At 41.1% G+C, this 22215-nt stretch carries 22 protein-coding genes; 14 read left to right on the top strand and 8 right to left on the bottom strand.

All coding sequences use genetic code 11. The annotated features are described in order from the left end of the window. Nucleotides 1-347: 347 nt before the first annotated feature. From AHMF7616_RS01095 to AHMF7616_RS01060, 8 genes are all read left to right on the top strand, one after another. Entirely contained in the window at nucleotides 348-1058 is a 711-nt protein-coding gene (locus tag AHMF7616_RS01095; protein WP_115371213.1) for an ABC transporter ATP-binding protein, read from the top strand. Between the two features lie 112 nt (nucleotides 1059-1170). Continuing rightward, entirely contained in the window at nucleotides 1171-2415 is a 1245-nt protein-coding gene (locus AHMF7616_RS01090; protein WP_115371212.1) for an ABC transporter permease, read from the top strand. Nucleotides 2416-2492: 77 nt separating this feature from the next. Then, nucleotides 2493-2873, top strand: coding sequence for a four helix bundle protein (locus AHMF7616_RS01085; RefSeq protein WP_115371211.1), 381 nt, complete (start codon nucleotides 2493-2495; stop codon nucleotides 2871-2873). 50 nt (nucleotides 2874-2923) lie between these two features. Beyond that, nucleotides 2924-4174 carry an ABC transporter permease gene (locus tag AHMF7616_RS01080; protein ID WP_115371210.1) on the top strand — a complete coding sequence of 417 codons (1251 nt, stop codon included), beginning with the start codon at nucleotides 2924-2926 and terminating at the stop codon, nucleotides 4172-4174. 185 nt (nucleotides 4175-4359) lie between these two features. After that, entirely contained in the window at nucleotides 4360-5469 is a 1110-nt protein-coding gene (locus AHMF7616_RS01075; protein ID WP_115371209.1) for an efflux RND transporter periplasmic adaptor subunit, read from the top strand. A gap of 111 nt (nucleotides 5470-5580) precedes the next feature. Beyond that, nucleotides 5581-9444: a DUF7619 domain-containing protein gene (locus tag AHMF7616_RS01070; protein WP_115371208.1), complete on the top strand. Its 3864-nt coding sequence runs from the start codon at nucleotides 5581-5583 to the stop codon at nucleotides 9442-9444. 245 nt (nucleotides 9445-9689) lie between these two features. Beyond that, on the top strand, nucleotides 9690-10805 hold the full coding sequence (locus tag AHMF7616_RS01065; RefSeq protein WP_115371207.1) for a DUF3616 domain-containing protein: 1116 nt from the start codon (nucleotides 9690-9692) through the stop codon (nucleotides 10803-10805). 11 nt (nucleotides 10806-10816) lie between these two features. Next, nucleotides 10817-11272 carry a GNAT family N-acetyltransferase gene (locus AHMF7616_RS01060; RefSeq protein ID WP_115371206.1) on the top strand — a complete coding sequence of 152 codons (456 nt, stop codon included), beginning with the start codon at nucleotides 10817-10819 and terminating at the stop codon, nucleotides 11270-11272. Between the two features lie 13 nt (nucleotides 11273-11285). On the opposite strand, the gene AHMF7616_RS01055 is transcribed toward AHMF7616_RS01060, so the two are convergent. Then, nucleotides 11286-12017 carry a class I SAM-dependent methyltransferase gene (locus tag AHMF7616_RS01055; RefSeq protein ID WP_115371205.1) on the bottom strand — a complete coding sequence of 244 codons (732 nt, stop codon included), beginning with the start codon at nucleotides 12015-12017 and terminating at the stop codon, nucleotides 11286-11288. Nucleotides 12018-12283: 266 nt separating this feature from the next. Between AHMF7616_RS01055 and AHMF7616_RS01050 the strand changes: the two genes are divergently transcribed. The 3 genes from AHMF7616_RS01050 (at nucleotide 12284) to AHMF7616_RS01040 (ending at nucleotide 14007) form a co-directional block, all read left to right on the top strand. Continuing rightward, entirely contained in the window at nucleotides 12284-12553 is a 270-nt protein-coding gene (locus AHMF7616_RS01050) for a hypothetical protein (protein ID WP_115371204.1), read from the top strand. Between the two features lie 244 nt (nucleotides 12554-12797). Beyond that, complete coding sequence (locus AHMF7616_RS01045; RefSeq protein ID WP_115371203.1) at nucleotides 12798-13298, top strand: DUF421 domain-containing protein; 501 nt, start codon at nucleotides 12798-12800, stop codon at nucleotides 13296-13298. A 187-nt stretch (nucleotides 13299-13485) separates the two neighbouring features. After that, complete coding sequence (locus tag AHMF7616_RS01040; protein WP_115371202.1) at nucleotides 13486-14007, top strand: hypothetical protein; 522 nt, start codon at nucleotides 13486-13488, stop codon at nucleotides 14005-14007. Between the two features lie 90 nt (nucleotides 14008-14097). Here the strand turns inward: AHMF7616_RS01040 and AHMF7616_RS01035 are convergent, their stop codons facing one another. The 3 genes from AHMF7616_RS01035 to AHMF7616_RS01025 all read right to left on the bottom strand — a co-directional run bounded on the left by AHMF7616_RS01035 (nucleotide 14098) and on the right by AHMF7616_RS01025 (nucleotide 16605). Beyond that, the gene (locus AHMF7616_RS01035; RefSeq protein ID WP_115371201.1) at nucleotides 14098-14289 is read right to left on the bottom strand and encodes a hypothetical protein; all 192 of its coding nucleotides are present in this window, start codon (nucleotides 14287-14289) and stop codon (nucleotides 14098-14100) included. A 204-nt stretch (nucleotides 14290-14493) separates the two neighbouring features. Further along, nucleotides 14494-15993 carry an HTTM domain-containing protein gene (locus AHMF7616_RS01030; RefSeq protein WP_115371200.1) on the bottom strand — a complete coding sequence of 500 codons (1500 nt, stop codon included), beginning with the start codon at nucleotides 15991-15993 and terminating at the stop codon, nucleotides 14494-14496. 108 nt (nucleotides 15994-16101) lie between these two features. Continuing rightward, nucleotides 16102-16605 (bottom strand): hypothetical protein, encoded by a 504-nt coding sequence (locus AHMF7616_RS01025; RefSeq protein WP_199474044.1) that lies wholly within the window; start codon nucleotides 16603-16605, stop codon nucleotides 16102-16104. Between the two features lie 282 nt (nucleotides 16606-16887). On the opposite strand from AHMF7616_RS01025, the gene AHMF7616_RS01020 reads away from it, so the two are divergent. Continuing rightward, entirely contained in the window at nucleotides 16888-17292 is a 405-nt protein-coding gene (locus AHMF7616_RS01020; protein ID WP_115371199.1) for a thiol-disulfide oxidoreductase DCC family protein, read from the top strand. 41 nt (nucleotides 17293-17333) lie between these two features. On the opposite strand, the gene AHMF7616_RS01015 is transcribed toward AHMF7616_RS01020, so the two are convergent. Both AHMF7616_RS01015 and mnmD read right to left on the bottom strand, forming a co-directional pair. Beyond that, nucleotides 17334-17603, bottom strand: coding sequence for a hypothetical protein (locus AHMF7616_RS01015; RefSeq protein WP_115371198.1), 270 nt, complete (start codon nucleotides 17601-17603; stop codon nucleotides 17334-17336). A gap of 127 nt (nucleotides 17604-17730) precedes the next feature. Then, nucleotides 17731-18399, bottom strand: a complete 669-nt coding sequence (mnmD, locus tag AHMF7616_RS01010) for a tRNA (5-methylaminomethyl-2-thiouridine)(34)-methyltransferase MnmC2 (protein ID WP_199474042.1) — start codon at nucleotides 18397-18399, stop codon at nucleotides 17731-17733. Nucleotides 18400-18629: 230 nt separating this feature from the next. Between mnmD and AHMF7616_RS01005 the strand changes: the two genes are divergently transcribed. Next, on the top strand, nucleotides 18630-19064 hold the full coding sequence (locus AHMF7616_RS01005) for an acyl-CoA thioesterase (RefSeq protein WP_115371196.1): 435 nt from the start codon (nucleotides 18630-18632) through the stop codon (nucleotides 19062-19064). A 286-nt stretch (nucleotides 19065-19350) separates the two neighbouring features. Then, nucleotides 19351-20412 carry a dual-specificity RNA methyltransferase RlmN gene (gene rlmN / locus AHMF7616_RS01000; RefSeq protein WP_115371195.1) on the top strand — a complete coding sequence of 354 codons (1062 nt, stop codon included), beginning with the start codon at nucleotides 19351-19353 and terminating at the stop codon, nucleotides 20410-20412. Nucleotides 20413-20757: 345 nt separating this feature from the next. Here the strand turns inward: rlmN and AHMF7616_RS00990 are convergent, their stop codons facing one another. After that, nucleotides 20758-21579: an LVIVD repeat-containing protein gene (locus AHMF7616_RS00990; protein ID WP_147275585.1), complete on the bottom strand. Its 822-nt coding sequence runs from the start codon at nucleotides 21577-21579 to the stop codon at nucleotides 20758-20760. Between the two features lie 41 nt (nucleotides 21580-21620). Further along, the gene (locus AHMF7616_RS00985) at nucleotides 21621-22085 is read right to left on the bottom strand and encodes an LVIVD repeat-containing protein (RefSeq protein ID WP_147275584.1); all 465 of its coding nucleotides are present in this window, start codon (nucleotides 22083-22085) and stop codon (nucleotides 21621-21623) included. Nucleotides 22086-22215 lie beyond the last annotated feature (130 nt).

Raw genomic sequence — 22215 nt, 5'->3', positions numbered from 1 at the left:
TTACCAAACGGCATACCTGAACCAAATAACCACACCAATTTTTTACAAAAGATACTCCATCTAAATCAGCAACAATACTCCGGCTATACCAATTGCGTCTCCGGTGTTGCTTTTTCCTTTTTATATAATAACCAGTATTGCAGCTGGTTTTAACGTTGGTTGGAATTTAATTTTTTCTCATACAACCTTTTTTGGCCATCAAGCATCTGGTTAAGAACACGAAGTTAAATTTTCGGAAATAATTATCTTTTGCCGAGAAATATATTATTTTGGCAGTAGATTAACGTTTTAAATTTCAAAGCTTTAATCTTCGTAATGCCAGCTCTTACGCCCCTTATTAAACAATCATGATCAAACTGCAGAACATCCATAAATACTATGCGGTCGGGCATAACAAACTGCACGTACTCAAAGGCATTGATACGATTATTGAAGAAGGCGAGCTGGTGTCGATTATGGGTTCTTCGGGTTCCGGTAAATCTACCTTACTCAACATTCTGGGTATTTTGGATGACTACGATACCGGCGATTATTACCTGGCGGGAGCGCATATCCGCAACCTATCGCAAACCAAAGCCGCTTATTACCGCAATAAATTTCTGGGTTTCGTTTTTCAGTCCTTTAATCTGCTTTCTTTTAAAAATGCCATGGAAAACGTGGCTTTGCCGCTATACTATCAGAAAGTAGGCCGCCGGGAACGCAATAAATTAGCTTTAGAATACCTGGACCGGGTAGGTTTACTCGATCGAGCCGAACATTCTCCTAATGAATTATCCGGCGGACAAAAGCAACGGGTAGCTATTGCCCGAGCCCTTATCAGCAAGCCTAAGCTTATTCTGGCCGATGAACCAACCGGCGCCCTAGATACGCAAACTTCCTTTGAAGTAATGGAGCTTTTTAAAGAAGTAAACGGCGAAGGCATTACCGTTATTATTGTAACCCACGAAAATGATATTGCCGCGCAAACCCAACGAGTCATCCGGTTAAAAGATGGCTTGATTGTAAACGACCCGGTACATTTACCAGTAACCAATTACCAGGTACCAGTTTCCAGTTAATATTTACCATTTAGCAATTACCGGTTTAATTAAGCTCTGATTGCATTTGCCAACTAATAACTAATAACTTCTGTGGACTATGGTCTATGGACTATCAACTATCGACTAACCTATGTTTGATATAGATAAATGGCAGGAGATTATCGGCACGTTGCGCAAGAACAAATTGCGTTCGTTCCTGACAGCCTTTGGAGTATTTTGGGGAATTTTTATGCTGGTGTTGCTGCTGGGTATGGGCAAAGGGTTGCAGAACGGCATCTTTAACCGGTTTGGCGATGGAGCGAAAAACAGCATCTTCTTTTTTACGGGTCGTACTTCGGTAGCCCACCAAGGGATGGCACCGGGTCGGGAAATAAAATTTACGAACGATGACCTTTCGGCTATTATGCGCGAGGTTAGTAATGTAAAAATTATCGCGCCGCGCAATCGACTTTTTGGGGAGTTTACCATTAACTATAAAAAGCAAAACGGTTCGTACCAGGTTTTTGGCTCCACCGACGATTTTCTGCTCCTTAACGGCGAGCGCTTAAACAAAGGCCGCTTGCTGAATGCCATGGATGCCAAGGAAAAAAGGAAAGTGGTGATACTGGGCGAGGTAGCTAAAAAAGTACTTTTCGGGGAACAGAACGCGATTGGCGAATACGTAAATATCCGGGGCATTTACTTTAAAGTAGTCGGCATTTTTAATTTAAAAGGCAACAACGGCGGACGCGGCGAAGAACGGGCGTACATTCCGTTTTCGACCTTGCAGATAACGTTTAACCAACCAAACCAGGTACAAACCATGGCCATGGTCGCCCAAAATGGCATACCAGCCAAGGTAATCGAGGATAAAGTTAAAAAAGTGCTGGCCCAACGTCATAAATTCGCCGCCGAAGACCCCATGGCCTTGTACGTGAACAACAACGAAACCGAATTAAACCAACTCAATGGCTTGTTCCGGGGCATCGAAATTTTTGTCTGGATTGTGGGCATTGGTACCCTGATCGCCGGTATTGTGGGCGTAAGTAACATTATGCTGATTATCGTGAAAGAGCGCACCCGCGAGATTGGCGTGCGCAAAGCCTTAGGAGCTACGCCTTTTTCGGTGGTAAGCCTGATCCTGCAAGAGTCTATTGTCATTACCGCTTTTTCGGGTTACCTGGGTTTACTGGCCGGGGCGGGCCTGCTGGATGGAATTCGCTATTTACTGGAAGCAAATAACGTAGAACTCCCGTTTTTTGCGCACCCCGAAGTAGACCTGGGAGTAGCTATCTCCGCTACTATTGTGCTGGTACTGGCCGGCGCCCTGGCCGGTCTGGTTCCGGCCCTAAAAGCTGCCAACATCAAACCCATTGAAGCCCTTCGGGCAGATTAGGTTGAATGGTTGGATTGTTGAAGTGCTGTATTGCTAAATTGTTGAATAGTTAAATGGTCGCATGTTGTTGAACCTGAATGGATAATCGAAAATACTTACATTTTGAAGATATAGAAGCTTATAAAACAGCTTTTCAGTTAAGCAATACAGTGTGGAATGCAGTTCTACAATGGGATAATTTTTCAAGAGATACTATTGGGAAGCAATTTGTACGAGCAGCAGATAGTATATCGGCTAATATTGCTGAAGGCTATGGCCGATATTCTAAGAAGGACAAAGTTAACTTTTACCGCTACGCTAAAGGTTCTACCTTAGAAACCTTAAACTGGTATAAAAAAGCCACAATTAGAAAGTTAATACCCATCGAGCATGGTAAAAAGATTGAAATAGATTTAGAAAAATTACCTAAATTAATCAATTGGCTTATAAAATTCACCAATGAAAATCTAACGATTTAACAAATCAACAATCCAGCAATAAAACCATTCAACAATATAACATTTCAACCATGTTTGATTTAGACAAATGGGCGGAGATTTACGCGACGGTACGCAAACACAAACTGCGCACCGGCTTAACGGCTTTTGGCGTATTCTGGGGAATTTTTATGTTGATTGTTTTGCTGGGGGCCGGTAAAGGTCTGGAAAATGGCGTAATCAAAGATTTTAACATTGCCAAAAATACCGTTTTCGTCTGGACGCAACGTACCGCGGTACCTTATAAAGGCCTAAAAGCCGGTCGCTTTATAAAACTAACCAACGACGACATGCGGGCCATTGCTGCCGAAATACCGGAAGTGGCGGTATTGGCTCCCAGCAACCAGTTGGATGGTACTTTTACCGTAAACCGCCTCACCAAAAGTTCATCGTTTGAAGTACGGGGCGATCATCCGGATTTTCGGCAGGTAAAACCCATGCATATTTTAAAAGGCCGCTTCCTGAACAATCTTGATATGCAGGAGAAACGCAAAATTGCGGTGGTGGGCGAGCGCATCATCGAGGTCTTATTTCAAAAAGGCGAAAACCCGATTGGGCAGTTCATCCGGATTAAAGGTATTTATTTTCAAATTGTCGGCATTTTTCGGGGAGTGGGCAAAGGCGAAGCATTAACCGAAGATGCCCAAACTATTTTCCTGCCGCTCACCACTTTGCAGCAAACGTATAACAAAGTAAACGAAGTAGGTTATTTTGCCATGTTACCCAAATCCGGCGTTCCTGCGGCCCTCGTGGAAGAGAAGGTAAAACAATTGCTCATGAAACGGCACCTAGTTGCCCCCGATGATTTAAAAGCTTTTGGTTCGGCCAACATCGAAAAAGAGTTTCAGGACATACAAGGTTTGTTTACCGGCATTTCTACCTTTAGCTGGCTTGTGAGTATTGGTACCATTATCGCGGGCATTATTGGCGTAGGCAATATCATGCTGATTGTGGTAAAAGAACGCACCAAAGAAATTGGTGTGCGCAAATCGTTGGGCGCTACGCCCTGGTCCATCATCAGCTTAATTATTCAGGAATCTATTGTTATTACCGGTGTAGCGGGTTGGCTCGGGTTAATTGCCGGTACGGGTATCATTGCTTTAATCGACTACCTCATGACCCGCCTGAACGTAGATGCCGGCTATTTCTCGAATCCGGAAGTAAATGTACCCATTGCCTTAACCGCCGTGTTGCTGTTGGTTTTTTCCGGAGCCCTGGCCGGTTTAATTCCGGCTACCAAAGCCGCCCGCGTAAACCCCGTAGAAGCCTTACGCGATGAGTGATGGGTTGCAGGTTTATGGTTACAAAGTTAGAAGGTTGAAAAGTTAAAAGGTTGAAGGTTAACTCAAAATTTTAAAAACTTCTTGCCTTAGAGAAGAAGGAATCGGGAAAGTTGATGGGCATTTCTATTTCTAAACAGTAAATACTAATAACTAACATCTGGTATCTAACATCTAGTATTTAATATATGAAAAAAGTAATTTTGGGTTTAGTGGTAATGGTATTCCTGGGACTTTCGGGTTGGCTAGGTTATTATTTTTATAAAAAAGCCAATACCGACCCGATCGTTTACCAAACCGAAAAACCTTTTTACACTAATATTATTAAAAAAACGGTAGCTACCGGTTCTATTGTTCCTCGTAAAGAAGTGCAGGTAAAATCGCAGGTTTCGGGCATTGTGGAACAATTGTACGTGGAAGCCGGCCAGATTGTAAAAGCGGGTCAGTTGCTGGCCAAAATCAAAATTGTGCCCAATGTAGCCAACGTAAACAATGCCCAGTCTAGTTTGCAAACCGCCCGCATAAATTACGCCGAAGCTCAGCGCGAACTAGCCCGCCAACAGCAGCTATTTGACCAGAAAGTAATTGCCGAGCAGGAATTTAACCGCATCCGGCTCGATGCTAATTTAAAAAAAGAAGCCCTTACCTCCGCCGAAAACAATTTGCAAATTGCGTTAAAAGGCGCTTCTAAACGCACCGGTGGGGGCTCCACTCTGGTCTATTCAACCATCGACGGCATGCTGCTCGATGTGCCCGTGAAAGTAGGCACGTCGGTTATTGAACGGAATAATTTTAACGAAGGCACTTCTATTGCCACCGTAGCCGATATGAAAGATTTGATTTTTGAAGGTAAAATTGATGAATCGGAAGTAGGGAAAGTGCGCGAAGGCATGGATTTAAATTTAACCATTGGCGCCATTGAGGGCCGTACCTTTAAAGCGAAACTGGAGTACATTGCTCCTAAAGGAATTACCGAAGAAGGCGCTATTAAATTTCAGGTTCGCGCCAAAGTACTGCTTGATCCCAAAGACTTTATCCGGGCTGGCTACAGCGCCAACGCCGACATTGTACTGGACCAAAAAGAAAATGTTTTAGCTTTAAAAGAAAGTCTGCTGCAATTCGGGAAAGGTAAAGACAGCACTTACGTAGAAGTGGAAACCGGACCGCAACAATTTAAAAAACAACTGGTAAAAACCGGCATCTCCGACGGCATTAACATCGAAGTAGTTTCGGGCGTTACAAAGGACAACAAAGTAAAAGTGAAAGAACCGGAAGCCCCCGAAAAGAAGAATAGCTAAGGTTTTTAAGCAGAATTAAAAAAAGAGCAGGCCTAAATGTCTGCTCTTTTTATTTAAAATATTTGTATGATTGTTGAGTGGTAAAAAGGGCATTTAAATTAAACTTTATTTATGAGGAGACTTTTACTGCTTATTTACTTTTCCATAGTAACAAACCCCTTTACTACTTATGCTCAATCAATAGAATCTTTACAACCCATTAGTAATATTTATGACGATAGGGTTATAAAGATCATCAGTGATAAAGAAGACAACTTCTACGTTATTGGATATATCGGCAAAGGCGACGGAAATGATTTAAATAACAAGGTTATTGACGACACCTATTTTGCTAATATACCCAAAAAAATTTCTGGCAGCTTCATCGCTAAATATAACGGCAAAGAAAATCAGCTTATATGGATTAAACAACATACTTCTTATACTTTAATGCCCGCTTACTTAGATGGGATAGTCGATCCAGAAGGTAATGTCTACATCACCGGTAGAGCTGATTATTCAAACTTTGTTTTAGAGAAATTGGATAGAAATGGAAATCTTTTATGGGAGAAAAAGTACAAATCCAAAACGATATTTAACGATTTTGTTGGCTACGGTGTGACTGTTGATAAACAAGGAAATTCATATATAGTAGGTTCCTTTGACGGCGCTAACATTGATGGTTTTGCATTCAACTTAAACTCAACCAAACTAAATGCACAAACTGATTTTTTAATAAAATTCAATCCAGATGGTAAAGCGCTTTGGGTTAAAACTACCCTAAATGAAAATATAAATTATACTTCTATTACAATTGACAACAGTGGCAATTTGGTTACATCAGGGAGTTTTATAGGTAAAGTAAATTTTAATGATATTGAACTAGAAAATAGTTCGCCAGATGATGGCTATGGAAAGGTTGATAACGCATTTTTAGTAAAAAGAGACCCAAATGGAAATATTTTGTGGGCAAAAAGTTATCCTTTAAAAGCAAATACTTTAAACCAATTAGTTCTGGACTATGATAATGTAGCTATAGATCATAATAATAATATTTATTTTACTTCAGTATTCTCATTAGAAAAGCCTGCAAAAGTAAAAGTTGATGAATTGGAATTAGAACTTTCATCTGGTACAGTACTAATTAAACTTAATCCCGATGGTAAAGCAGAGTGGGGAGTCAACTATCAATCAATTGATGCTGACACTTATCAACCAGGTAAATTAATTTATGCTAATCAAGCTATCTATCTTACAGGAATTTTCTATGGAAGTATGAATATTGAGAATGAAACTTTGAAAAATACTAGCCCTGGTGGAAGTATTTTCCTTATCAAACTCAATTTAAATGGTAAAAAAGTTTGGGCAACTCGATTTGGAGGTATTAATAATTCTTTATATCCAACTTTAACTTTTTTACCTCAACAAAGAAAGTTAACCTTAGCCAGCAGATTTTATGATAAGATGACAGTTAATAACCTATCAGTAATTAGTAAGGGTCAGGGCGATATATTTATAGCTAAAATCAATGATACAACTATTACTACGACTAATTATAATACTACTATAAGGGGGAAAGTATTTGATGATAGTAATAAAAACTGTGTGGAAGACAAAACAGAAAAAGGCATCCCCAATATTGTTCTGGAGATACAACCGGGAGAATACTATACGGTTACGGATGAGCAAGGTCTATATGCGGTAGCCGTTCCGCCAGGAATCTATACAGTTAAACCAATCCTTCCCACAACTACTAAATCAAGAATTATCCGAAATTGCGTTTCCAGTTTAGAAGCTAAAACCGATAGTTTACATAAAGAAGTTGCTAATATTAATTTTGGTTATACTACTATTCCTTGCACTGTTCTCACCGTAGACATAGCCGCTGACCGGCGGCGGCGTTGTTTCCGGAGCCAAACCACGGTTACTTTCGCCAACGAAGGGGCGGCAGATGCGCAGAATGTTCAGGTAAAAGTAATTTATCCCAAGTACGTTGTGCCGATTAGCAGTACCGTTCCCTGGAATTTTCAAAAAGATTCACTGCTGGTATTTACCATTGGGCAGTTAAAAGCCGGCGAAAAACGCAGTTTTATTATCACGGATTCTACAGTTTGTGGGAACGAAAATATACGCGGTTTAAGTCAGTGCGTAAAAGCCATGATTACACCCAAGAGTACGTGTATGACACCCAACCCTAATTGGAACCAGGCGAGTGTAGCCGTAATGGGTACGTACCAGGAAGAAACCGAAACCGCCACTTTTATAGTGGAAAACACCGGGGACGGTGCCATGACCGATAGTACCAGTTACCGGGTATTTGCCAATGAAACCCTAGTGGAAGAGGGAAAAACGAAACTGGATAAAGGCGATAAACTCACCTTGGAAATACCAATGAAATCGCAGGCCCTTCGGGTAGAGGCTGACCAGGTGAAAGATCATCCCGGTAGTAGCCGGCCCAATGCTACGGTGCAGCCTATGATGGCAATGCCCGATGCCCCTCCTACCCCAGAAGATGCTTTTTACCAGGACGATGCCGATGCCGACGTAGAAATTTCGTGCCTGCCGATTATTGATTCTTATGACCCGAATGATAAACAGGTAAGTCCTATTGGCATAACTAAGCGGCACTACATTAAAGCTACCGACGAACTGGAATATTTAATCCGCTTCCAGAACACCGGCACCGACGTGGCCTACAAAGTAGTGGTGGTAGATACCTTAAGCGAAGAGCTGGATATTGCTAGTTTACGCGTGGGAGCAGCTTCTCATCCGTTTATCTATACAGTGTCGGGAAAAGGAAAGCCGGTCCTTACCTTTACTTTTAACAACATTAACCTACCCGATCATAAAACCAACGAACCGGCCAGCCACGGGTTTGTGAAGTTTACCATTGCGCAAACGCCCGACAATCCCAAAGGTACCCGCATCATAAACGCCGCTTACAACTATTTTGATTACAACGCACCCGTTAAAACCAACGAAGTTTTTAATATAGTTGGGGATACCGTTATGCTGGCCACCGAGAAAACAGTGGTGTATGATTGCGGTAAAGACCTGCCCACCACTGCCCATACCCTAGAAGATATAAATTTATGCGATACCGATAATACTACTTTAACCGGAAATCAACCCGAAAAAGGCAAAGGCCGTTGGCAACTGATTAGTGGGCAGGCCACTTTGGTGAATCCGGATAATTACATAACCAAAATCAAAAATATTGGTTACGGCGATGTAATTGTGGAATGGACAATTCAGTTGTGCGAAAAAGTTTCGCGCAGCCGGGTTACCCTGCACCGGTTGCCTGTTCCGGAACCGCCCCTTGTGGATGATATAGCCCCACAATGCGAATTGTCGCCGCAAGCAATAACCGTATTCGGGCAAAATATTACGTGGTACGCCGATGCAGAAAAAACGATCATGCTTTACTCGGGCAATATTTACCAACCCGAAACTATCTCGGAAAATACCACTTATTATGTAACCCAAACCGTAAATGGCTGCGAAAGTGCGGTAACAACTGTTACCTTACCCGTACAACCCGCTACAATTAATTTTACCGTTACAGGCGATACGTTAACGGCCCCCTTCGCCGAGCAATATCAATGGTTTTTTAATAATGAGCCGCTTAAAGCCGGTAATACGCAGAAAATCCAGGCGCGTAATTCCGGTCTTTACCGGGTAGAAATAATCAAACAAAACTGCACAGCCTCATCCAAAGACCAAATGCACCAGGTTTATCTTACCCAAAGTCAACTACTCGTAAAGCCTAACCCCATTGACGAGCAACTTAACCTGGAATTAACCACGTACTCCACGGGCGAGGTGCTGATCCGGGTTTGGAACCAGTTAGGAAGGAAGGTAAAAGAAGAAGTTACCAATAAACCAACTACCGTGTACGAAACGCAACTCCAGCTCCATCATCTGGCAGCAGGTGTTTATTTTGTAGAAGCGCAGATTGGCACGGAAGTTTTCCGGCAGAAATTTGTGAAGAAATAATGATTTAGCTAACCTTCCAACTATTTAAAAAGCCCGTTGCCCAACGGGCTTTTTTGTTTTACTACAACTTTGGAATTACAAAATAAATAGTCTTAAAAACGAATAAAGTCTTTCTTTTTTAAAATTTTTGCATTCTTGAAAGCTAATTTTAAGCACAACAAAATAAATTAGCACCTGTTAAATAGCGATTATGCTCCTATCATCAGGCACATACTACTTTCAATTAAGCGCGTTGGATATAAATTATGAAAAAAAGCACCGTTAAGTTACAATTTAATCCGGAGCTCAGCATAAACGCCGATGGCAAACACGTACGTGATGGATTATCCACTATTTTACGGACTGGTGATTACTTATGGGTAAGCTGCGATGAACGGTGTAGCTTGGAACGCTTAAAAAAAATAGACGAAAATACCTTTGGTGAGCACCATTCTTTTGATTTAAGCCAATTTTTAAAATTACCCGCTGGTACCGAAAACGAAATTGATATAGAAGGCATTGCTTTAGAAGAACATTACTTGTGGCTGGTGGGCTCCCATAGCCTGGCCCGCCGCAAACCCAAAAAAAGCCAGGAACCGGACGAACAAATCAAGCGCTTGGCTAAACTAAAAACCGACCAGAACCGCTATTTGCTGGCGCGTATACCGTTAAACCGCAATAAGGAAACCGGCGAAATCAGCTTAGTGAAACACGTTACGCACCCCTACGAACCGAATTTCATGTTATCGGCAGCGCAGTTAGCAGGGAATCATGCCGGCACCAACCAACTTCTGGAAGCTTTAACCAACGACATCCACGTACAGGATTTTTTAAAAATTCCGGGCAAAGACAATGGTTTTGACATTGAAGGTTTGGCCATTCACGGCGATCGCGTTTTTATAGGTTTACGCGGCCCCGTGTTGCGGGGCTGGGCCATTATTCTGGAAGTAGCCGTGCAAGATACCGATGATTCTTATTTTTTTGAATTAAAACCCATCGGACTAAAAGGCGAACTTTACATCAAACATTTTTTGCATCTGGAAGGCATGGGTATCCGGGAGCTGGATATAGCCGGCGACGATCTTTTAATTTTGGCCGGACCCTCTATGGACCTGGATGGCACCATTGCCCTTTACCGCTGGCCACAGGCTCTGCGCCAAACCGGTCAATCCATTACCCACCGCAACGATTTAGAACAGTTGTTTGAAGTTCCGAACGGAACCGGACCTACCTCGGGTCAGGATAAAGCCGAAGGCATAACGTTGTTTGATAAACACCACGCCATTATTGTTTTTGATAGCCCTACTGACGAACGTAAACTAAATACCGATGCTGTTATGGCCGATTTATTTAAAATAGGAGTTAATTCTGTTAAAATTTAAAAATACCCTTTATGTTGCAAATTGAGGCCTATACTCCCACCGATGCAGAAGCCTTCCGGACTTTAAATCACGAATGGATCACTAAATATTTCGAGTTAGAAGAAGTAGATAATTTATTACTCGACAACCCGGAAAGTTACATCTTAGCCAAAGGTGGCGCCATTATCATGGCCCGCTACAATGGCCAGACTGTTGGCACCTGCGCCTTACTTAAAATAAACGAAACCGCATATGAGTTAGGTAAAATGGCCGTTACAGCATCCATGCAAGACAAAAAAATTGGCCAACAACTGGTAGCGGCAGCTATTGATAAAGCCAAAGAACTCGGCGCTAAAAAGTTGATTCTCTTGAGCCATCGAACCTTGAAACCGGCCTTGCACGTGTACCAGAAAATGGGCTTTCAGCAGGTACCTTGCGCGCCAAACGGGTACAAGCGCGCCGATATTCAAATGGAACTGGAATTATAGATACGCGTAATCTCTATTTTTTACCGGTTCGCCGGAACAAGATAATGCCGTTATGGTAAGTAATGTGGCCATTGCGGTAGGTTTTTACGTCCAGTAAAACTTCGTATTTATAAACGCTGTTTTGCATAAAATCGTAAGTAGCCTGGCGCGGGTCGGGCCAGTTGGTATCATCTACCAGAATAATACAGTTGTCCGAAAAGTGTGGTTCGGCTACTTGCAGGCCTTGTAACTGATCTTCGTATTTGTGATCGCCGTCGTAAATGTAAAAGCCGATTTTACCAGTATGCAGGCGGTTAAAGTACTCTTCATAATCCATATCGTAGAAATGGTGGTTGGTACTTTTCAGGGCGTTAAAGCGCTTTAAAAAGGCTTCACGCGGGCCACCAAACTGCGAAAAATTATCGACGCCGATGCAGGTTTTGGTGGGGTTGTGCGCTACACCCGATAAAAAGGTAAATCCGTTCCATACGCCCACGTTTACAAAAACCTCATTCGGTTTCATTTCGGAAACGCCACGGTTAATCACGGCTCCTACTGCAAACGTAGACATGCGCGGAATTTTACAAACCGTTTTTAGCCTTTCTTTCCACTCGGTGTGCTTTTCTGGTAATACGGTATTTAGTACATCCAGCGAAAATCCAATTTTTGGCAAAGTACGTTTTAAAGTACCTGTGCCTAATGGTTGCTTGGTGCCGGGTTTAATAAACCGGAAAGAAATATTTTTTACAAAATCGGCGTACGTCATGGTAAGAATGTTCTTACAAATTAGCCTGCAATTTAAGAATAGTTTTTTAATGCAAGAGCTAAGTTATAACCGGATGAATCAACCCACAGTAAAAATAAAAACAGAACTCACGCTGTTAAAAAGCCTTTTTTAAAATAAAATTGCCTTAAAATGTAACAAATCAAGCTCTTTCGCGATAAGATTAATCCGGTTATTTTTATTTGGCCATATAACGGAGAGATCAATAACCTTTAAATACAAGCTTAAAATTTTTAATCATTACAACTATGGAAAATAACACCAATAATTTAAATCAGCCGGCAGACAATGCCAATAATATCTTGGATACCGCTTCTTCTTACTTTAAGAACCTTAACCTAAACCAGGTTCCGGATCAGTTAAAGCAATTTGGAACTACAGCTGCCAATAAAGTAAAAGGCTTAAGCACTACCCAGAAAGTAATTGGCGGTGCCTTGTTAGTGTTAGGTGCTGGTTACCTATCCAGACGTTCTCGCCTGAACTTCCGGAACGTTGCGCACAATTTAAAGCAATACTAATTCTATAACTTTTAATTAAAACAAAATGCCTGGTGCTCATAACACCAGGCATTTTGTTTTACCGATTACCATTTGTCATAAAAAGTTTCCGGAAAGATTGCCCGTCCTTTAAACCTGATCTGTTTTTTAAATTTTTGTATTTAGTGAGCTCCGGTACATTGTATATAAAAACAGGCTCTTTTAGTTTTAAGAACTTAAAAAAATATGATCCGTTCATTAGAGCTACAAACAGCACGGTTAGTTAATGGAAGAAACACTTCGTTATTTTATTGGCCCAGACTCTAATGCTATAAACTGGTGGCAAATGTGTTTCCGGGGATTATTGGTATTTATATTAGCAATCATCCTGGTACGTGTCGGTGATCGGCGAATTTTCAGCAAAAATGCTGCTTTTGATATTGTTTTGGGAATCATTCTGGGTTCCTTACTCAGCCGGGCAATAACCGGGAATGCTCCTTTTGTGCCAACATGTATTACCTGCATCGGTTTGGTAGCTTTGCACTGGTTCCTAGCTATGATCTCCCAAAAATACCATGCTTTTGGATTACTCATTAAAGGCAAACAGTTGCTTTTAGTTAAAGATGGGCAAATCCAAGAAGAAAATATGAAGAAACAAAACTTCACGATCCACGACTTGAACGAAGTATTGCGCTTAAACGGCAAGCTAACCCAGGTAGAAGAGGTGCAGGAAGCGTATTTAGAGCGTAGTGGTAACGTGAGCGTTATTCCCCGTAAACAAAATTAAATTTAGTTATTTGGACAGCAGGTAACTTTTATGTGGAATGTAGTTCTTGCTGCTACAGGCAAAAGCTCTTCTTTTAAGGGCTATTGCTTTAAATACTGAATGATTCTTACATGCTGATTAACATCAAAGCTCATCCATTAGTATTTAAACCTGTACATGTAGCTCATACTTTTAAACTGAAACTCCTATGAAGAACCAATTAAAAAAACAAAAGAAAAAACACAAGCGGAGCGAGCAAAATAGTATTTGGCAAGCTTTAATAAGTGGCTTAGCCGGAGCGGTTGCCGTAACGGTTATACATGAAACAGCCCGTCGGTTTATACCTAATGCCCCCCGGATGGATGTGCTGGGCATGCGGGCTATTGCCAAAGGTTTATACAAAATGGACGAGCAACCACCAGCCAGTGATGAATTGTTTAAGTGGTCGATGGTGGGAGATTTGGTATCTAATACCTTGTATTATTCACTAGCCGCTACTGGTCAGCAGCCCTGGGTAAAAGGGATATTATTAGGTTCACTGGCTGGGGTTGGTGGCGTAGTATTGCCTGGCCCAATGGGCTTAGGCGAGGAACCCAGCGGCCGCACCTTGCAAACAAAAGTAATGACGGTAACATGGTACTTTTTAGGCGGATTAGTTACAGCCGCCGCCGCACAAGGTATTCGGGATGCCAATAAAAAGCGCAAACTACCCAAAGACTGGGCTATGTAAAACTTAAAAATGTCAAAAGCCGGTTTCTGACGTAAAGAAATCGGCGTTTAACTTTTTAATTCTGCATTTTCTAAGCTTTCCTTTAAAGTTTCAGGATTTTTCCTTAGCCGTTCCCCTACCCGATCCGCTTTTTTTGCCGCCGTGATCTTGTTTGTTTACGGTGGCCCAGGCGCGTTTTTCTGCTTCTTCTTCGCTTAAGCCTTTCTTTTCGTAACTTTCTTCAATATGCGCTGCTTGCCGCTTTTGTTTATCGGTGTACGCTGATTTATCTCCTTGGGGCATAGTTATCGTTTTTAAGTTAAGCGATAAAGTATTTCTTATGAAAAGCGTGTACGATTTTTTTTTAAATTTAAGGCAAGTTTAACGCCACAAGCTAAGATCTATAGACGATCCACCTTTGCGCAACTTTCAGATGAGGGAATCTTACACTTGGTCACGTACTTGTTAAACCCAGTTTACGCTCGTAAAACAGAAAAATTTAAAAATTTACTGGGTACCACAAATACACAGTACTTGCTTTTGCGGTTGAATGGGCTGGTAATTAGGTAAAGTACGCTCCATCATGTAAATAATTTGTAATTCTTTAATCTGATCTGCGGAGCGGTGAGCTTCGTTCCAAATTCGCAGGCGATAGTTGCAGAAGTAAGGCCGCATAAACGAGTTGTTTACAAACAAGTAATTCTCACTATACTTGCGCCAGCGATCGTTTTTAAACAAAGCCACCACCGATTCCGGCTTTTTTTCGGTAACGGGTAAGCCGTTCCGGTTTAAGTCAATGTGGTTGTTTTCGGTAGTTATTCCTTCCAGAATATACCAGCCATCGTCTTTAAAAACTTCGGGTGCAAACATGCCCCAGTGCTGGTCTACCCGCAGCAACATGCCGGGCCAGCGGGCCGCCGGTGGTAGGGGATGGTTTACCTGGGGTACATTCGAGAAATTCCACCAAATTACATAAAGCAATACAGCTATCACAAAGCCTTCTTTAATGGCACTAACTTCTTCTCGGCGGGCAGGCGATACATGCCACACAGCCCGCACTTCGAACAGTAAGGGAATTTTACTTGTGTAGCCCTTAAAACGATACCCTAAATTTTGAAAATAAGGTAATAATTTAGTCTCTAACCAGTCTATGGCTACCGGGGGCAATAAACCCAATAGCGAAACCCAGTTAATTAAGTAAAACAAACCCACAAAAAGTGTCAGGCTAATCCCTAAATGAAATCCGGCTAATACTCCAATAACTATTAACCGGAAAAAAGGATTAAAAACAGGTATTAATAAAAGAAAGGGCAAGTAAAGCTCGGTATAGTAAGTACCTATCGTTAAGTATTTTAGTAATACGGGATAAGGATAAATAAGCTTACCAACCGGAAATAGTACCTGGTCGAGACTAAGCGCATTATACAAGGCTGTACCAGTGGTATGCCATTCAGGTGAGTTTTTGAGTAAAGCAGTACAAATATAAACCAACATAATTTGCACCACCAATCCTACTGATGCTGCGCTAAAATGGATAAAGGATTTAGGAAGATTTATAATACGCCGAGCATCCAAACTGTAAAACCGTCCCCAGGGCAAAAATATCGCCCAGAATAGAAGCATGCGCAGCAAATCGTCGCCACCCTGCCCAATAAGCGTATTACGGTTCTGCAGCGATAAAAGCAAGAACCACGATACAATGGTTACCAAACGGGTATGGTATCCCAGTATAAGGCAAACTGCAAAAAAAGCGGCTATTAAAAAAAGGATAGCCTGTACTTGCCATAAACCACTTATAGCGTGAATGGAAATTAAATAAGGGTCCCAAACATATTGGAAAAGTACGTGCAAGGGCAGTACCCCAATATTAGAATAATGCGCTTCCAGGTCGGTAGTTCTTATAGCTAAATCAACTAACAAAACAAACCCGATGCCGATGCGCATAAGCGCTAAAGCCCGGCAATCTACTGTAAATACTTTTTTTAAATAAAGTAAGAGATAATGCATGCAGAACTAAGCAGATTGACTTAATTACCCAAGGCCTAAAAATAAAAAAGGCAAAAACCAAAATGGTTAATGCCTTTTATTGCTTTCGCAAAAAATATAATTTATTTACTAGTTGCCAGTTGTTGAACCACCAGTGGTTGTGCCCCCGGCTGTTGTTCCTGCAGTAGTACCGCTAGTAGTACCAGCAGTTGTGCCCCCGGCTGTTGTTCCTGCAGTAGTACCGCTAGTAGTGCCAGAGGTAGTACCCGTTGTAGTAGTACCTGAAGTAGTGCCACTGGTTGTGCCAGCAGTAGTACCCATAGTAGTAGATCCAGAGGTTGTACCGCTTGTAGTTCCGGAGGTTGTACCGCTCGTGGTGCCAGAAGTAGTACCGCTAGTAGTGCCTGAAGTAGTAGTACCACTGGTAGTGCTGCCATCGGTAGTTCCGCTAGTTGTACCACTAGTAGATCCGGAAGTAGTGCCTGAAGTAGATCCAGAAGTAGTTCCAGTAGCGTCGTCAGTGGTAGAAGTACCAGTAGATGTACCCGTGTCGGTATTAGTGCTGGAGCATGAAGTGAAAGTGGTTGTTGCTACAAATGCTGCTGCTAAGATGCTTAAATAGGTCTTTTTCATAGTTTTACTTTAACTAATGTTACAATTTTTAGTAATAAATATAATTTTATTAGTTGCCTGCTATACGTTTGGTATTCTTTAAGGTTAACAATTCAAAAAAAATATTTTGTACTAACAGGTAAACTAGCCCTTAATACTAATAACATATAAAAGGTAACCCGTATTGAACCTAAGATACGTGCATAAGATAAATTTGGTTAAACTTAGTAGCAATATTATCCTTAGTAGTAACCAAATAGCTACAATATTTGTAATTATACGGAATCGAAAAAATTTAAAAAAATGACTGTAACTAATCAGGCTGTTATTCTATTTGATGGTGTTTGCAACTTATGCAATGGCTTTGTACAATTCGTTATTAAACACGATCGGCAAGGTTATTTTAAATTTACCGCTTTGCAGTCAGACGCTGGCCAAGAAATATTACAGCAAGTAAATTTTTCAAATAATGCGCTGGACACCGTTGTTTTAGTTGAAAACGGAAAAATGTTTGTCCGCTCCACGGCTGCTTTAAAAATACTGGCCCGGCTAGATGGATTTTGGCCCTTAGCTTACGCAGCTATTATTTTGCCAGCCTTTCTGCGTGATTTTATTTACGTGGGTGTTGCCCGAAACCGGTACCGGTGGTTTGGGAAACAAGAAAGCTGCATGGTACCTACTCCTGAATTAAAAAGCCGGTTTTTATAACGCAACAATTTAAATTAAAAGCCAGCACAAAGTTAAACTCTTTACTCCTCTACTACAGCGGTAGTATTTTGCTTTACTTCTTTGTTTTGGTTTTTGCCAGCAGTATCGAAAGCAGTTGCCAGCAGGTTACCCGGTGTAACATTAGCAGCCAGCTTACCAGCTCTTTTTTCAAAAGATTTTATTAATTTCTTAGTACTCTTCCGGGCTAGATTGCCGATAACTTTTGATATAATATCCGCGAAATCGTGCTTGTTATTTTTATTCTTTTTGCCCTTACTTTTTTTATCAGCTTTACTTTTATTTTTTGCCATAAGCTTCTGATTTTAGATAAAAGTGTTCGTAAATTAATAGTTATTACCTGTACTAAACGATTAGAAAACGGTCAGGTTTTACGTGGAAAAAGTGTATTCAACTCTTCTGATTAAAAACAATAAAGGCTTACTTAATGGCTCGGGTCATTTCGCGTTTACCGGCCGGACCAGGCAAAGCTTCTACCACAAAGCCAGCCGCTTTTAAGCTGCGTTTAAAACTACCTTTAGCGCAGTAACTTACCAAAAAGCCTTCTGTTTTTAACGAACGAAACAATTTTTTAAAAATGTCATCGGTCCAGAGTTCCGGTTGCTTTTCGGGGGCAAAAGCGTCGAAATAAATTAAATCGTATTGCTCTTGGGGGAACGAGCAAGTTTGTAAATCCGCTTCTAATTTAAATAAAGTAAACTCCGAGGTTATTTTCACCGGTTCGTTCCAAGGAGTTGTATGCAAGGGCTGCAAATAATCCAGCAATTCCGGATTTAAAATAAATTGTTCAAAATGCATCTGCTGGATAATGGCCGGAGCAAGCGGATATTTTTCCAGGGTTTGATACACAATCTTTTTTTGGTAAAGTAAACTTTGCTGCAAGGTAAGTAAGGCATTTAAACCAGTACCAAACCCAACCTCCAAAATAGCAAGTTCAGTTTGGTTTTGCCAGGCATATTCTAAACCCGCCCGAATAAATACATGCATGGATTCTTGCAAGGCGCCATTCACCGAATGGTAATGCTCATTCAGTTCGGGTACGTATAAAGTAGCTGAACCGTCTTTCGTTTGCCGGATTTCCGTTTTCATGGGGTTGATTACAGGTTGCAGGTTATAGGTTGTGACTTACAAGGTACAGGTTGAAATGGAACGTTGATAAAGCTTACTGGTTAATAGATTTTTTATAAATAGATTTAAAAATTTGTTTACGTATTTAAACCAAACCCAATTTCCTTAACCAAAATAAAACTTACAAACTATAACTAATAACTCCCAACCTGTAACCTGTAACTTGCAACCTGTAACCTGCAACCAATCTCATGGCCCGTATAAAAATTGAACTACCCGAGAACTACGTTTTTTCTACCACAATAAAAGTTCGGGTGTCCGATATAAATTACGGCGGGCATCTGGGCAACGATGCTTTACTTAGCATTCTGCACGATGCCCGGTTACAATACCTGCAATCTCTGGGCTACACCGAATTAGCATTTGGTAGCAGTTCCTTAATTATGGCCGATGTAGCTATTGAATATAAAGGAGAAGGATTTTTAGGGGACACGCTTTTCATACAAATGGCGCCCGCCGACTTTAATAAATACGGTTTTGACTTACTTTACCGGGTCACCAACCAAGATAACAAACCAGTGGCCCATGCCAAAACGGGCATGCTGTGCTTTAATTACACTACCCGTAAAGTAGTATCTGTTCCGTTGGAAGTTCGTGCCAAATTAGAAGAAGCTGGTAAGGGCTAAGCGCCTGGTTCTAAGCTCGCCGGCAGACCTAAAAACTAAAATTAGCCTGCAACTATTGCGGCTTTGCTTTTGTTTTGCCCTTGTATTAGGTAAAATCAGCTTTGTAAGCGCCTAATATTCAGATTACCTACCATGATCCGGTTGGCATCCCCCATTACCTGATAAGTACTTATATTAAATTAAACAAAAGAAAATAGTAGAATAAGTAGCTGATTTTAAATATTTAATGAGTCGAACAACGAACAACTAATAACGACCAACTACTTATATTTTATACCTTTGTAAGATGATACCGACGAGCACAAAAACTGATATTCGCAAACTTTCGCTGGATGAGTTAAAAGTTTGGTTTTCCGATAACGGCGAAAAGCCTTTCCGGGCCAAGCAAGTATACGAATGGCTCTGGAAACACGCGGCTCGCTCGTTCGATCAAATGAATAATATTTCGCTGCCCCTGCGCGAAAAATTAAATAATTACTTCTCCATTAATACGGTACAAGTAGCCAAACAACAACTGAGCAGCGATGGAACGGTAAAATCTGCTTTTCAATTATTTGATGGCAATATTGTAGAAGGCGTTTTAATTCCGCACGACGAACGGAAAACTGCGTGTGTATCGAGCCAGGTAGGTTGCTCTTTAACCTGTAAGTTTTGCGCCACCGGCTACATGGATCGGAAGCGAAACTTGGATGCCGCCGAAATTTATGACCAGGTGGTGCTTATTAATCAGCAAAGCTTGGAAAACTCCGGGGTACCTTTAACCAATATTGTGTTTATGGGCATGGGCGAACCGCTTTTAAATTATGCCAATGTCATGAAATCAATCGAGCGCATTACCTCTTCGGTCGATGGTTTAAACATGGCGGCCCGCCGTATTACGGTAAGTACCGCTGGTATTGCCAAAATGATAAAAAAGATGGCCGACGATAATATTAAAGCTAATTTAGCTTTGTCGTTGCACGCGGCTAATGATGTAAAGCGGAACCAGATTATGCCGATAAACGAAACCAATTCGTTGGAGGCTTTAACCGAAGCCCTCCGGTATTATCACCAGGTTACCGGTCGAAAAGTTACTTACGAGTATATCGTGTTCGAAAACTTTAACGATACGCTGCAGGATGCCGAAGAATTATACCGCTTCACGAAAGTAATTCCGTGTAAGGTTAATATTATTGAATACAATCCGATTGCGGCGGCATTATTTAAGAACACCGACGAAGATCACTTGTCGAAATTTGTGTATTACCTCGCCGATCGGGGCGTGCAGGTAAATGTGCGGCGCAGCCGGGGCAAAGATATAGATGCGGCCTGTGGCCAATTAGCTACCAAAGAAGAGCAAGTTGCTTAAAAATTTAAAAATTTGTTAAAAAAGAAACGCCTGGTATAATACCAGGCGTTTTCATTGAACAGTGAACAAGTAAAGCAAAATTGGTATTTAAAACGTAAAAAGATCCGGTTAAACAGTTATTCTGAAGTATTATATCTGAAATAATCGTGAATCTAAACCGAAATTGTTTAATACAAATGTATTTATATTTTTCAATAATAAAATAATTTTTATCAATATTCTGTAACAAAATTACAATAACGTTGAATAAATTTAAAATAATCTGGCTCTACACCTTGTAATCCAAGATTTTATTAAAAACATTTTTTTAAGTTAATTTCCGAAATCAAGCTATTTGCCCGTTATCTATTGGGACACCACCGGAATCTTGCTCAAGAATTTTAAACTTTCAGGATTAGTGTAATCGTACTGCCGGAAACCATCTTCTCCAATAACCAATAAATTTTTACCCAGCGGAATCACATCAAATGCATGTAAATCTTTTAAATGATTTAACTGATTATCAGTAATTGCATCCGGATTGGTCGCATTAAAAACTTTCAACCCGTAGTTGCCTTCGCAGATAAACAAAGCATTCTTGTCAATTCCTAAACCGTGCGGATTTTGCATCGGGTACGTTTTCCGGACCTGCGGCATGGCCGCGTTGCTAATATCTACTACATCCAGCTGATTAGCCGTACCCCCGCAAACACTATTGGCGTTGGCCCGCAACGTAACGTAAGCATAATTTCCTTCTACTACCACCGGATCGCAAGCCCGCAGGTGCGAGTATCCTCCCAAGTAAGCAGGTACCGCCGGGTTAGACAAGCCATAAATGAACATGCCGGCATTAGAACCAATAAACAATTTATTTTGATAAGGGAAGATTGTTTCAATGCCAGCCCCTAAATACACCGGTTCTTTTAATTGTGGATTTATCGGATTTGCAATGTTAAAAACGCCCATTTGGCTGGTGCCTACAGTGTACAAGTAATTTCCAGTAATAGTAAACCGCGCCATTGATCCGCCTTTACCAGTTGAGCTATTGTTATTAGATTTTGCTGCGCTATTCGCGTAATTAACCGTGTTGGCTCTATCAAACGCGATCCAGTCATCATTTGGATTTGCGGGAGCCATTTCATCACAACGGCGCTTTTCGGTTAATATTCTTTCTTTGTAACCAACCACTATTCCTTTGCTTGGATCCGGAATTTCGATTGTACCGTTTTTTAAAAAACCGGGTTAGGTTGGAATACTTTTTCTAAGTGCTTCAGGACACTTACTGCATTCGGGTTTTTAAAATCCAGGACCATCAAATCCGTTGCCGCATCGGCGTACAGTACCTTATCCCGGACCGCCATATCCACATTACCTGGAATGGAAATAAAACTGATATTTTGCGGATTGCTAGGATTACTGTTATCTATTACATGAATTCCTTGGTTTAATTCATTTACCAAAATATACTGATCAACCGCGTAAATTTTACCGGTTTTACGAATTGCTTTGGCTGGTTGTGCCTTAATGGAAGCCAGGAGTTCCGCCGGCGATTGATAGACAGGTTCGTATACTTTGTAGCTATAAACTCCTTCGCAGGGTTCTGTACAAGCAGTAAATAACCAAGATGCTATTAAAAATAAGATATAAGCTGCCGGGCGGCTAAAAAATAAACAAGTAGCGTCATGGTTTTGCATACAGAATATTTTTAAACAGTTCGAAAACAAATAGTAACTAGCAGCTAAGCGGTAATAATCGGTTAAAAGCAAGTCTACCGGCCGGAAAAGAAAGTTCACTGAGCGCTATTAGCAGGCCGAGAAAGCATAT

It is taken from the genome of Adhaeribacter pallidiroseus (assembly GCF_003340495.1).
Taxonomy (GTDB): domain Bacteria; phylum Bacteroidota; class Bacteroidia; order Cytophagales; family Hymenobacteraceae; genus Adhaeribacter; species Adhaeribacter pallidiroseus.
Note: the sequence above shows the minus strand (reverse complement) of the source record. Positions and strands in the feature narration are given on the sequence as shown.